Genomic DNA, 12,918 nt, shown 5'->3' with positions numbered 1-12,918 from the left:
ATGGGATTTGAACGATGAGCAGTGCAGCACCCGCCGCTGAGGCGCCCAAGAAGAAGGGCAAGATGAAGGGCATCCTGATGATGCTCATTATGGCGATCGTCTTCGCGGGCGGTGGCGTCGGCGCGGGGCTGTACGCAGCCGGCGCGGGCCTCGCCGGCGGGCATAAGGAGGAGGTCCCCGAGGATCCCAACGCGCCCAAGCTCGTCGAGAAGGAAGGCCATACGGATAGCGGCCATGGCGAGAAGAAGACGCTTCCGGTTGGTTTAGAAACCGACAAGTCGCCCGATCCGACCAAATATAAGGCGACCTATTACACCTTCGAGCAGCCCTTTACCGCCAACTTGCGGGATTCGGATGGCTTCACCCAGGTAGGTCTCGGTGCGTCGACCTTCTACGACCAGAAGGTCGTCGACAACGTCAAGGACAATGAGATGCCGATCCGCTCGGCGATCCTGATGGCGCTGTCGCAACAGGACAGCTTCACCATCTCGACCCCCGAGGGCAAACTCAAGCTCCAGAAGGAATTGAAGGCCGCGATCAACGATGTGCTCAAACAGCGCACCGGCTTTGGCGGCATCGACAATGTCTATTTCACGACGCTGGTCGTGCAATAAGCGTAGCGTTCGATAAGCTTTTGTAGCTTCGGAGATCGACCCCCTCGTTCGCGAGGGGGTTTTTCTTTGTCCGGCGTGGCTCGGCCGAGACGCTCTACGGAACAGCGCGAGGTGCCTGCACGTTGGGCAGTCGAGTTCAGAGGAGAGAGATCATGGCCGACGTGAACAGTGACGAGCGTGTCGTCGTCGAAAAGAGCAGCTTCAACATAGGCGGCATCATCGCCGCCATCGCGTTGCTGCTGCTCGTGCTCGGCATCCTGAAGCTGCTCGGCGTCTCGCCGATTTAAGGGCTTGGCCGAACTGTCGTCCCGGCGAAGGCCGGGACGACCTATATCGATCAGATGTGGATGGGTTTGCCGGTCACGGCCATCGCGGCTTCCTTCAGCGCTTCCGAATGGGTCGGATGCGCATGACAGGTATAGGCGATGTCTTCGCTGGTCGCACCGAACTCCATCGCCTGAGCCGCCTGGGCTATCATCGTGCCAGCGAGCGAAGCGATGATGTGCACGCCCAGCACCTTGTCGGTCCTGGCGTCTGCCACGACCTTCACGAAGCCGTCCGGCTCATGGTTGGTCTTGGCGCGTGAATTGGCCATCATCGGGAATTTGCCGACCTTTACCTCACCGCGGGCCTTTGCCTCTTCCTCGGTCAGACCAACGCCCGCTATCTCGGGCATGGTGTAAACGACACCGGGAATGACGTCGTGGTTCACGATACCGGTCAGCCCCGCGATATTCTCCGCCACCGCGATGCCTTCATCTTCGGCCTTGTGCGCGAGCATCGGGCCGGGGACGACATCGCCGATCGCCCAGATGCCGCGTACGCCGGTTCCGAAATCATGGCCGGTTTCGATCTGGCCTCGCTTGTTGACGGTCAGCCCGGCGCGCTCCAGCGCCAGCCCTTCGGTGTTCGGACGGCGGCCGATCGACACCAGCACCGCATCCGCCTCCAGCGTCTCCGCAACGCCGCCCGCGGCAGGCTCCACGCTCACGGTCGCCTTGTCACCCTTGACCGTCACGCCGGTGACCTTGGTCGAAAGCTTGAGCACGATGCCCTGTTTCTTGAAGATCTTGGCGGCTTCCTTGCGGATTTCGCCGTCCATGCCGGGGAGAAGCTGATCGAGGAACTCGACCACAGTCACCTGCGCACCGAGCCGCTTCCACACCGAACCCAGTTCGAGCCCGATCACGCCCCCGCCGATCACGACGAGATGGCCGGGAACCTTGGCAAGTTCGAGTGCGCCGGTCGAGGACATTACGACCTTCTCGTCGATCTCGACGCCCGGAAGCGGAGTAACGCTGGAACCGGAGGCGATGACGATGTTCTTCGCACGGTAGCTCTTGCCGGCGACATCGACCGTGTCCTTGCCGGTGAATGATGCCAGCCCCTTCAGCCACTCGACCTTGTTCTTCTTGAACAGGAACTCAATGCCGCCCGTCAGGCCTTTGACAGCCTCGCGACGCTGACCGTGCATCATATCGAGATCGAGTTCGACGGTGGTCTTGATGCCGAGTTTGGCGAGCTTGCCGCTGGCGGCTTCATCGTAAAGCTCGGACGCGTGGAGCATCGCCTTGGAAGGAATGCAGCCGACATTGAGGCAGGTCCCCCCCAGCGTCTCGCGGCTCTCCGCACAGGCGGTCTTCAGCCCGAGCTGCGCCGCGCGGATCGCCGCGACATAGCCACCGGGGCCGGCGCCGATGACGAGTACGTCGAAATCATAGTCGGACATTACAACTCTTCCTCATTCCGTCGCTCCGGCCAAGGCCGGGCCGCTGGAGGAAGCAGGAGCGCTCCAGCGCGGGGCGGCCCCGACCTCCGCCGGGGCGACGATAGTCTTACAGATCGATCAGCAGCCGGGTCGGATCCTCGATCGCATTCTTGAGCGCGACGAGGAACGTGACCGCCTCGCGGCCATCGATCAACCGGTGATCATAGCTGAGCGCCAGATACATCATCGGCCGCGCGACGATCTGCCCATCGCGAACGACCGGGCGATCCTCGATGCGATGCAGGCCGAGCACCGCCGATTGGGGCGGATTGATGATCGGGGTCGACAGCAGCGAGCCGAACACGCCGCCGTTCGAAATGGTGAAGGTGCCGCCCTTCATGTCGTCCATCTTGAGGGTGCCCGCCTTGGCACGCGCACCGAAGTCGCCGATCGTCTTTTCGATCTCGGCCACGGTCAGCGCCTGCGCGTCGCGGATCACCGGCACTACCAGCCCGTTCGGCGCGGACACCGCGACTGACACGTCGACATAATCGCGATAAACGATCTCGTCGCCCTCGATCGAGGCGTTGACCGCGGGCACATCCTTTAGTGCCATGCAGGCCGCCTTCACGAAGAAGCCCATGAAGCCCAGCCGGACGCCATGCTTCTTCTCGAACAGGTCCTTATACTTGCTCCGCGCCTCGATCACCGCCGTCATGTCGACGTCGTTGAACGTGGTAAGCATCGCCGCGGTGTTCTGCGCCTCCTTGAGGCGGCTTGCGACGGTCTGGCGCAGACGGGTCATGCGGACCCGCTCCTCGCGGCGGCCATTGGCCTGCGACGCGACGGGCGCGGTGGCGGCCGGCGCGGGCGGCGCGGCAAGCGGAGCGGCCGGCCTGGGCGCGGTCTTCGCGGCGGCGATCACGTCGTCCTTCGTCAGGCGGCCGTCCTTGCCGCTGCCCTTGATCTTCGACGGGTCGACGCCATGCTCCAGCACCGCGCGCCGGACCGAAGGCGACAATGTGACGGGATCGCCACCCTCTTCGTCTACCGGCGCTGCGGCTGGCTCGGGCGGCGATGCGGCTTCGGCCTTGCCGACCGCGGTGCGATCCTCGACCGCAGGGGTGGCGGCGGTCGCGGCGGTGGCGCCCGCCTCGATCCGCGCGATCACCGCACCGACATTGACGGTATCGCCCTCGCTGACGACGAGTTCGCCGATCACGCCCGCGACGGGCGCTGGTACCTCGATCGCGACCTTGTCGGTCTCGAGGCTGGCAATCGGCTCATCGGCCTTCACGGCCTCACCCGGTTTCTTGAGCCACTGGCCGAGCGTCGCTTCGGTGATCGATTCGCCGAGCGCCGGCACTACAACATCGGTCGCCATCTTACTTACCCTTTGCTTCGTGGCCGAGCGCTTCGGCGATCAGCGCCGCCTGCTGCACGGCGTGGTTTCGAGCGAGGCCCGTCGCGGTCGCCGCGGCGGCTTTGCGGCCAGCATAGACGGCGCGGGCTGGCGTTCCGCCGACTTCGGTCAGGACCTTCTCGATATAAGGCTCGACGAAGGTCCAGCTTCCCTGGTTCTTCGGTTCTTCCTGTGCCCAGACGACCGTCTCGAGATTGGGCATGCGCCCCATCCGCGTGATCAGTGCATCGGCCGGGAAAGGATAGAGCTGCTCGAGCCGCAGAATCGCGGTGTTCGTGTCGCCGGCGGCGTCACGCGCCTCGGCCAGCTCGTAGAAGAGCTTGCCGGACACCAGCACGACGCGGCGCACATCCTTGTCCTCCGGCGCGTTCGGATCGGACAGCACGCGCTGGAAGCGCGTATCGCCCATGAAATCCTCGGCGCTCGACACCGCCGCCTTGTGACGGAGCAGCGACTTCGGGGTCATGATGATCAGCGGCTTGCGGAATTTGCGGACCATCTGACGGCGCAGGATGTGGTAATAATTGGCCGGCGTGGTGCAGTTCGCGACCTGCATATTATCCTCTGCGCACAGCTGGAGATAACGCTCCAGCCGCGCGGAGCTATGCTCTGGCCCCTGCCCTTCATACCCATGCGGCAACAGCATCACGAGGCCGTTGACGCGCAGCCACTTGGCCTCGCCCGACGAGATGAACTGGTCGACGATGACCTGCGCGCCATTGGCGAAATCGCCGAACTGCGCTTCCCACATCACCAGCGTGTTCGGCGCGGTCGAGGCATAGCCATATTCGAAGCCAAGCACGCCGAACTCGGACAGCGGGCTGTCGAGCACCTGGAAATGGCGGTCGAGCGCCGAGAGCGGGATATATTTATGGCCGTCGGTCTGATCGACCCACACCGCGTGACGCTGGCTGAAGGTGCCGCGTCCTGAATCCTGCCCCGAGAGGCGGACGCCATAACCATCTTTAAGCAGCGAGCCGAAGGCCAGCGCCTCGCCGGTCGCCCAGTCGAAACCCTGTCCGCTAGCGAACATCTCCTTCTTGGCGTCGAGGATGCGGCCGAGCGTCTTGTGAATCACTAGCCCCTCAGGAACCGTAGTGAGCTGACGGCCAAGCTCGCCGAGCAGATCGGCGGAGATGCCGGTCTGCGCGGCGCGGCGTTCGCTGATCGACTCGCGAGGCTCGGCGAAGCCGGTCCAATCGCCTTCGAACCAGTCGGCCTTGTTGACCTTGTAGCTCTTGGCTGCGTCGAACTCGCCTTCGAGGTGCGCGACGAACTCGGCTTCCTTGGTCGCGGTCCAGTCGGCGTCGATCACGCCTTCCTGGACCAGCCGTGCGTTGTAGATCGCGCTGATCGGCGGATGCTTGCGGATCGCCTCGTACATCAGCGGCTGGGTGAAGCCCGGTTCGTCGCCCTCGTTATGGCCGAAGCGGCGATAGCACCACATATCGATCACGACGTCGCGCTTGAAGGTATGGCGGAACTCGGTCGCGACCTTGCAGGCGAAAGTAACTGCCTCGGGATCGTCGCCGTTGACGTGCAGGATCGGCGCCTGGACCATCTTTGCGATGTCCGACGGATAGGGCGACGAACGGGCGAATTGTGGCGAGGTGGTGAAGCCCACCTGATTGTTGATCACGAAATGGATCGTGCCGCCGGTATGATAGCCGCGCAGACCGGAGAAGCCGAAGCATTCCATGATGATGCCCTGGCCTGCGAAAGCCGCGTCGCCATGCAGCAGGATCGGCAGCACCGTGGTGCGCTCGACGTCGTCGACCTTGGTCTGCTTGGCGCGCGCCTTGCCCAGCACCACCGGGTTGACGCATTCGAGATGCGACGGATTGGGCGCGAGGCTGAGATGGACCTGATTGCCGTCGAACTCACGGTCGGTCGACGTGCCGAGATGATATTTGACATCGCCTGAGCCGCCGACATCCTCCGGATTGGCGGAGCCGCCCGCAAACTCGTTGAAGATAGCCCGATAGGGCTTGGCCATCACGTTTGAGAGAACGTTCAGGCGGCCGCGATGCGCCATGCCGATCACGACTTCGTTGACGCCGTAAGCCCCGGCATATTTGATCACCGCTTCGAGCGCGGGGATCATCGATTCACCGCCGTCGAGGCCGAAACGCTTGGTGCCGACATATTTCCGGCCGAGGAATTTCTCCCACTGCTCGGCCTCGATCACCTTGTTGAGGATCGCTATCTTGCCCTCGGGCGAGAAGCGGATGTCGGCATCCTTGCCCTCCATCCGCGCCTGGAGAAAGCGCCGCTCCTCGACATCGCCGATGTGCATATATTCGAGGCCGACATTACCGCAATAATTGCGGCGCAGGATCGCCAGGATCTCGCGCGGCGTCGCACGTTCGAGGCCAAGGAAGCCGCCGAGATAGACCTCGCGGTCCATGTCGCTTTCCTTGAAGCCATGCCATTCGGGGGTAAGGTCGGCGGGCTCTTCGTTCCGGCTCAGTCCGAGCGGATCAAGATTGGCGAGCAGATGACCACGCACCCGAAAGGTGCGGATCAGCATCAGCGCGCGCATCGAATCGAGCGCGCGTTGCTCGACATCGCTTTCGCTGATCGCCGATGCCGCGGGATGGGCTGCGGCGGGGGCCGCCGTCTTCGACAGCTTGGGCGCCGGCGCCATCTGCATCGGGTCGAGCCCGGCTGTCAGCGCGTCGGTGGTGGATGGCGGCCAGTCCGGTCTGGCCCAGCTCGGCCCCGAAACCTCGGCTTCGACCCCGGCGAAATAATCCTGCCAGCTTTGCTCTACGCTCGATTTATCGGCACGATATTGCCGATACAGTCCCTCGACGAAGGAAGCACTCACTCCCTCCGGTCCGTCGAGTCCGACGCCTTCGATACCCATCACACCATCCTTGGCTGCACCCACCCCGGGACTTAGGCCCGAAGTACAGCAATTGCGGTTGATACTATGTCTTCAATCAATCCGCCCGAAGGCGAACCAATCTAGCCCTTCAGGACCTCTGCCAATGTGGTGCCGAGCTCCGAAGGGCTCGCCGCCACCTTTATACCCGCGGCTTCCATGGCCGCGATCTTTTCGTCCGCGCCGCCCTGGCCGCCGGAGACGATCGCCCCGGCATGACCCATGCGGCGGCCCGGAGGCGCCGTGCGGCCGGCGATGAAGCCGGCCATCGGCTTCTTGCGGCCACGCTTGGCTTCGTCACGCAGGAATTGCGCGGCTTCTTCTTCGGCCGAACCACCGATCTCGCCGATCATGATGATCGACTTGGTCGCATCGTCGGCGAGAAACAGTTCGAGCATGTCGATGAAGTTGGTGCCGTTGACCGGATCACCGCCGATACCGACCGCCGTGGTCTGACCGAGGCCGATCGCCGTGGTCTGGAACACTGCTTCATAGGTAAGCGTGCCCGAGCGGGAAACAACACCCACCGTGCCCTGCTTGAAGATCGAGCCCGGCATGATGCCGATCTTGCACTCGTTCGGGGTCAGCACGCCGGGGCAGTTCGGGCCGATCAGCCGCGACTTGGAACCCTGCAGAGCGCGCTTGACGCGGATCATGTCGATCACCGGGATACCCTCGGTGATGCAGACGATCAGCGGCACTTCGGCGTCGATCGCCTCGAGGATCGAGTCGGCGGCGAAGGGCGGCGGCACATAGACGACGCTGGCGTCGGCGCCGGTCGCGGCGACCGCCTCATGAACGGTGTCGTAATTAGGCAGGCCGATATGCGTGGTGCCACCCTTGCCCGGCGTGACGCCGGCGACCATCTGCGTCCCATAAGCGAGCGCCTGCTCGGTATGGAAGGTGCCGGTATTGCCGGTCATGCCCTGCGTGATGACCTTAGTGTTCTTGTTGACGAGAATACTCATAAGCCTGTCAGACCTTCCTTTCGCCCGGGGAGGCTAATGTGATGCGGCCTCAGGCCAACGAGCTATCGATCGCCTTGCAGGCGACGAGCAATTCCTTGACCGCCTCGACCGAGACTTCGAGATTGGCCTTGGCCTCCCCCGACAATTCGATCTCGACGATCTTCTCGACGCCGCCGGCACCGATGACCACCGGCACGCCGACATAGAGATTGTCGATGCCATATTGGCCGGTCAGATGGACCGCAGCGGGCAGGACCCGCTTCTTGTCCTTCAGATAGCTTTCCGCCATCGCGATCGCCGACGTGGCGGGCGCGTAGAAGGCCGAGCCGGTCTTGAGCAGGCCGACGATTTCGCCGCCGCCGCTGCGGGTGCGCTGGACGATCGCGTCGATGCGCTCCTTGGTCGACCAGCCCATCTTGATCAGATCGGGGATCGGGATGCCCGCGACCGTCGAATATTCGACGACCGGGACCATCGTGTCACCATGGCCGCCGAGCACGAAGCTGGTGACGTCCTGGACCGAGACACCGAACTCTTCGGCGAGGAAGGAGCTGAAGCGCGCCGAATCGAGCACGCCGGCCATGCCGACGACCTTGTTGTGCGGCAGGCCCGAAAACTCGCGCAGCGCCCAGACCATCGCGTCGAGCGGATTGGTGATGCAGATGACGAACGCATCGGGCGCATTCGCCTTGATGCCCTCGCCGACCGACTTCATCACCTTCAGGTTGATGCCGAGCAGATCGTCGCGGCTCATGCCCGGCTTGCGGGCGACACCGGCGGTGACGATGATGACGTCGGCGCCCTTGATGTCGGCATAATCATTGGTGCCGGTGATCTTCGCGTCGAAGCCCTCGACCGGGCCGCATTGCGACAGATCGAGCGCCTTGCCCTGCGGAACGCCTTCGACAACGTCGAAGAGAATAACATCGCCAAGCTCTTTCGAAGCCGCGAGGTGCGCGAGCGTACCGCCAATGTTGCCAGCACCGATCAACGCAATTTTAGTACGAGCCATCCGACTCCTCCGATGTGAAATCGCCAAGGAAGGCAACCACCGCGTTGCGGCCGCCCGAAAGTGCGGGCTCCGCTTAGCCCCGCGATCCCGATGGGGCAACCGTTGGCGGCACGCTTTGCCCAAGTTTTTTAGGGGGCCGGGAAAGCTGGCTTTGCCGCTATGCCGCAAAGCGCCGCGTCGTCAGTCGTCGACGCCGTGTCCCGCCGCCAGATAGTCCTGGCTCTGCATCTCCATCAGACGCGACACGGTGCGCTCGAACTCAAACGCGCCGTCGCCGTCTGGATAGAGCTGACCGGGCTCGGCTTCCGCCGACGCAAGCAGCTTCACCTTATGCTCATACAGCGCATCGATCAGCACCTTGAAACGCGACGCCTCGTTGCGCTTTTCGGGGCCGAGCAGCGGAATTCCGACGATCATCACGGTATGATAGTTGCGCGCGATCGCCAGATAGTCCGCCGCGCCCCGCGCCTCGGCGCACAGCCGCTTGAACGAGAAGACGGCCACGCCTTTCAGGCTTTTGGGAACATGCAACGTCCGCCCGCCATGCACCGCAATATCGGCCGACGGGACATGCGCGCGATCCTCGGGAGGATAATCGGTCAGGCGGAAAAAGGCCTGCGACAGCGCCGCGCTCGCCTCGGGACCGTTTGGCGTATACCAGACCGGGACACCCCCCAGCCGTTCGAGCCGATAGTCGGTCGGCCCGTTGAGGCACAGCACGTCCAACCTCGCCTCGATCAGGTCGATGAAAGGCAGGAACAGCTCGCGGTTCAGCCCGTCCTTATACAGATCGCGCGGCGGCCGGTTCGACGTGGTGACGATCGTGACACCGGCATCAACGATCAATCCGGTGAACAGGCGGCTGAGGATCGCGGCGTCCGCCATGTTGTTGACGACCATCTCGTCAAAGGCGAGCAGCTTCGCCTCGGCGGCGATAGCTTCGACCACGGGGGGAATTGGATCGCCCTTCTCCTTCGTCCGTTCGGCGCGCAGGCGGTCATGTACCTCGAGCATGAACTCGTGAAAGTGGACCCGGCGCTTCGCTTCGACCCGTGCGCAGTCGTAGAACAGGTCCATCAGCATCGATTTACCGCGCCCCACACCGCCCCACATGTAGAGGCCGCGCGTCGGCGCGGGCGCCTTGCCCAACATACGCCAGAGCAGGCTACCCTTGGCCGGTTGCTGTTCCAGTGAGGCGGCCAGCGCGTTGAGCCGCTCGATCGTGGCGCGCTGGTCGGCGTCGGCGCGCAGCTCGCCTGCCGCCAGCAGTTCCTCATAACGGGCGACAACGCTTGTCATGATATCTTGCGAATAATCCCCATGAAGGTCGCGACCATATCGCCTTCCTGCTCGATCGTCCCGCGCATGAACATCATCCGTCCGGTTTCGCGCATGATCTCCAGCGTCAGGTCGATCGGCCTGACGATATCGGCCGCCGCCATGAACTGGGTGCTCAGGTCGACCGTCACTCCACGCATGCCCGGATTATCCAGGAAGCGCGGCGCAATGAACAAGGCATTGTCGATCAAGGTCAACAACGCACCGCCATGGACAGTACCGACCAGGTTGGAATGGCCGGGCCGTGGCTGCATGCGGATGATGGCACGGTCTCCGTCGCGGCGGACGGCCAACTCGCCAACCACCCCGCTGAACCGCGCTTCATCCTTCATACGCCAGCGCATCCACCCCGGCATGTCGGGGTGCGGCTCGAACAGATAGAGGTCCGTTTCGAGATTACTCATCCCGAGAAACCATCAGATCTGGCGTTCGACCACCATCTTCTTGATCTCCGCGATCGCCTTCGCCGGGCTCAGGCCCTTGGGGCAGACGTTCGAGCAGTTCATGATCGTATGGCAGCGATAGAGACGGAACGGATCCTCAAGCTCGTCGAGCCGCTCACCCGTCATCTCGTCGCGGCTGTCGGCCAGCCAGCGATAGGCCTGGAGCAGGATCGCGGGACCAAGGAACTTGTCGCTATTCCACCAGTAGCTCGGGCACGATGTCGAGCAGCAGGCGCACAGGATGCACTCATAGAGGCCGTCGAGCTTGTTGCGGTCGTCGGGCGACTGGAGCCGTTCCTTGCCCGATGGCGCGGGCGTCACCGTCTGCAGCCAGGGCTGGATCGACGCATATTGCGCATAGAAATGGGTGAAATCGGGAACCAGGTCCTTGATCACATCCATGTGCGGCAGCGGGGTGATGCGCACCTCGCCCTTGCACTCCTCGATCGCGGTGGTGCAGGCTAGGCCGTTCCTGCCATCCATGTTCATCGAACAGGATCCGCAGATCCCTTCGCGGCACGAGCGGCGGAAGGTCAGCGAAGGATCCTGCTCGCTCTTGATCTTGATCAGCGCGTCGAGGACCATAGGGCCGCATTCGGCGAGGTCGATCTCGAACGTGTCGTAGCGGGGATTTTCGCCGCTATCCGGGTCGTAACGATAGATTTTGAAGGACTTCGCATCCTTCGCGCCGGGCGTCTTGTGGACCTTGCCCTTCTTCGTGATCGTGCTGTTCTTGGGAAGCGCGAACTCAGCCATGACTCGGAACCCCCTGCGTCTGTTGGTGCCGCGATAGCGAATAGCGCGGCGCGGCTCAACGGGTAAGCGCAGTAAAATGCCACGCCCTTGAACCTGGCCCGCGTATGGCTAGAAACACGCAATGTCATCCCCCCCTCCCGACGGGCCGCCGCCCGGCTCGCGACAGGTCGCCAAGGGTGCGGGAACCGCGCTGTTGGCGCGCGCCGGCGGGGTGATCGAGATCGTCTCGCAGCCGCTGTACGTCTGGCTGTTCGGACTGCCGACCTACGGGCTCTACATGGTGCTGTGGTCGGCGGTGAACCTGATCGAGAATATCGCCGACCTTGGCATGACCAGCGCGCTGCAGCGCGTCGTGCCGCAGGCCCGCGACGATGCCGAGCGCGCACGGGCGCTGCGCCAGGCGATGCTGCTGGGCCTGACGCCCTGCATCCTCATCGCGATCGCCATCAGCCTCGGCGCGCCATGGATCGCCGACATCGTCAACGTCGCCGCCAAGGACCGCGACGATCTGGCGACTGGCATCGCGCTGTTCGCCTGGGCACTGCCCTTCTGGGCCTATGTCGAGATTTCGACGTCGGCGCTTCGCGCACGCAAGGCATTCGGCCCGGAAATCCGGCTGCGGGTGATGTGGGAACAGTTCATCCGCATGGGCGCTGCGGTCCTGCTCTACGCGCTCGGCGCGGGAACGCTCGGCCTGCTGATCGCGCATGTCTGTTCGCTCGCGATCACCTGCATATTCTCGACTCGACTGCTCGCACGCTATTACCGGCTTGACCTTGTGCTGCGCGGCGACGGCGGAAACATCCAGGGCACGCTCTATGCGGGGCTGTCGGTCCTGCCCTCCAACATCGTCAGCCGCCTGTTCGCCGACGCGCCGCCGCTGATCCTGAACCTGATCATTCCCGGCGCGGCGGGGGCGAGCGCGGCCGGCCTGTTCGCGATCGCGCGCAAGATCGCCAGCGCGGTCCAGCTGATCCGCCAGGCATTCTCCTATGTGATGGCGCCGCTCGCGTCCGAAGCGGTGCGCCACGACCTGAAGCATGTCGCCGAAATCTACGGCTTCGCCACCCGCCTGACCATCATTGTCGCCACCCCGGTGGTTTGCACTATCGCCGGTGGAGGACGTGCGCTGCTCGCGCTGTTCGGCAGCCCCGCGCAGGCGGCCTATGTGGCGCTCGCGCTGCTCACCTTCACCCGGCTGATCGAGGCGGTAGCGGGACAGGCGTCATCGATCCAGTCGGTGATCAGCCGCTATCATCATCCGCTGGTCGGCAGCATGATCGGGCTCGCGGCCGCGCTGGCGCTCGGCGCGCTGTTGCTGCCGCAAGGCGGGATGGACGGCATGGCCATCGCGGTGTCAGCGGGCATCGCCATCTCGGTCGTGACGCCGATGATCCAGCTGTGGGTCGACAAGCGCATCCACCCCTTCGCCCCGCCCTTCGCGCGCGCCGCCGTGGTCGCCGCGGGCATAGGCGTGGCCATCCTGCTCGTCTCGCAACTGCTTTTGCCCCTGCACCACCTGATCCGCATCGGGGCAGGCGCGGCCCTTCTGGTCGCGGGTATATGGCTCTCGGGCCGCTTTGGCCTTTCGCACGATGACAAGCTCGCGCTCGGCAAGACGGGCAGACGGCTCAGGCTGCTCTAGGGGTTGTGGGGATTCATCGCGAGTTGATGACGGCTGCGGCGAGGTAGATCATTGCGGAGAAGCTTAGATCGGTTTTGCAGGCGCGCATGGCGATGCGCTTGAACTCTTTGAGTTTGCAGAAGAA

The 12,918-nt window shown here is 63.8% G+C and carries 11 protein-coding genes and 1 pseudogene; 3 read left to right on the top strand and 9 right to left on the bottom strand.

Annotated elements, in window-relative coordinates; all coding sequences use genetic code 11:
• Positions 1 to 14: 14 nt before the first annotated feature.
• Both WP12_RS14565 and WP12_RS26235 read left to right on the top strand, forming a co-directional pair.
• Positions 15 to 614: a flagellar basal body-associated FliL family protein gene (locus WP12_RS14565; RefSeq protein ID WP_046194406.1), complete on the top strand. Its 600-nt coding sequence runs from the start codon at positions 15 to 17 to the stop codon at positions 612 to 614.
• A gap of 152 nt (positions 615 to 766) precedes the next feature.
• The gene (locus WP12_RS26235; protein WP_268794734.1) at positions 767 to 901 is read left to right on the top strand and encodes a hypothetical protein; all 135 of its coding nucleotides are present in this window, start codon (positions 767 to 769) and stop codon (positions 899 to 901) included.
• A 50-nt stretch (positions 902 to 951) separates the two neighbouring features.
• Here WP12_RS26235 and lpdA read toward each other — a convergent pair whose 3' ends face one another.
• From lpdA to WP12_RS14525, 8 genes are all read right to left on the bottom strand, one after another.
• Positions 952 to 2,343: a dihydrolipoyl dehydrogenase gene (gene lpdA, locus WP12_RS14560; protein WP_046194405.1), complete on the bottom strand. Its 1,392-nt coding sequence runs from the start codon at positions 2,341 to 2,343 to the stop codon at positions 952 to 954.
• A gap of 106 nt (positions 2,344 to 2,449) precedes the next feature.
• Positions 2,450 to 3,706 carry a 2-oxoglutarate dehydrogenase complex dihydrolipoyllysine-residue succinyltransferase gene (gene odhB, locus WP12_RS14555; RefSeq protein ID WP_046194404.1) on the bottom strand — a complete coding sequence of 419 codons (1,257 nt, stop codon included), beginning with the start codon at positions 3,704 to 3,706 and terminating at the stop codon, positions 2,450 to 2,452.
• 1 nt (position 3,707) lies between these two features.
• On the bottom strand, positions 3,708 to 6,614 hold the full coding sequence (locus WP12_RS14550) for a 2-oxoglutarate dehydrogenase E1 component (protein WP_046194403.1): 2,907 nt from the start codon (positions 6,612 to 6,614) through the stop codon (positions 3,708 to 3,710).
• Positions 6,615 to 6,715: 101 nt separating this feature from the next.
• Positions 6,716 to 7,600, bottom strand: a complete 885-nt coding sequence (sucD, locus tag WP12_RS14545) for a succinate--CoA ligase subunit alpha (RefSeq protein ID WP_046194402.1) — start codon at positions 7,598 to 7,600, stop codon at positions 6,716 to 6,718.
• Positions 7,601 to 7,649: 49 nt separating this feature from the next.
• Positions 7,650 to 8,612 (bottom strand): malate dehydrogenase, encoded by a 963-nt coding sequence (gene mdh / locus WP12_RS14540; RefSeq protein ID WP_046194401.1) that lies wholly within the window; start codon positions 8,610 to 8,612, stop codon positions 7,650 to 7,652.
• 180 nt (positions 8,613 to 8,792) lie between these two features.
• The gene (gene zapE, locus WP12_RS14535) at positions 8,793 to 9,911 is read right to left on the bottom strand and encodes a cell division protein ZapE (protein ID WP_046194400.1); all 1,119 of its coding nucleotides are present in this window, start codon (positions 9,909 to 9,911) and stop codon (positions 8,793 to 8,795) included.
• Positions 9,908 to 10,354 carry a PaaI family thioesterase gene (locus tag WP12_RS14530; RefSeq protein ID WP_046194399.1) on the bottom strand — a complete coding sequence of 149 codons (447 nt, stop codon included), beginning with the start codon at positions 10,352 to 10,354 and terminating at the stop codon, positions 9,908 to 9,910. The genes zapE and WP12_RS14530 overlap by 4 nt, the downstream gene beginning before the upstream one ends.
• A 12-nt stretch (positions 10,355 to 10,366) precedes the next feature.
• A complete protein-coding gene (locus WP12_RS14525) occupies positions 10,367 to 11,149 on the bottom strand; it encodes a succinate dehydrogenase iron-sulfur subunit (RefSeq protein ID WP_046194398.1) in 783 nt (260 codons plus the stop codon).
• Between the two features lie 121 nt (positions 11,150 to 11,270).
• On the opposite strand from WP12_RS14525, the gene WP12_RS14520 reads away from it, so the two are divergent.
• Positions 11,271 to 12,794 carry a lipopolysaccharide biosynthesis protein gene (locus WP12_RS14520; RefSeq protein ID WP_046194397.1) on the top strand — a complete coding sequence of 508 codons (1,524 nt, stop codon included), beginning with the start codon at positions 11,271 to 11,273 and terminating at the stop codon, positions 12,792 to 12,794.
• A 13-nt stretch (positions 12,795 to 12,807) separates the two neighbouring features.
• Here WP12_RS14520 and WP12_RS25895 read toward each other — a convergent pair.
• A pseudogene (locus tag WP12_RS25895) lies at positions 12,808 to 12,918 on the bottom strand (IS5/IS1182 family transposase); the annotation flags it as partial.

Origin of the sequence: Sphingomonas sp. SRS2 (genome assembly GCF_000971055.1) — a bacterium.
In the GTDB taxonomy this organism is placed as follows: domain Bacteria; phylum Pseudomonadota; class Alphaproteobacteria; order Sphingomonadales; family Sphingomonadaceae; genus Rhizorhabdus.
The sequence above is the reverse complement of the archived record's forward strand: the minus strand, read 5'-3'. Positions and strand labels throughout refer to the sequence as shown.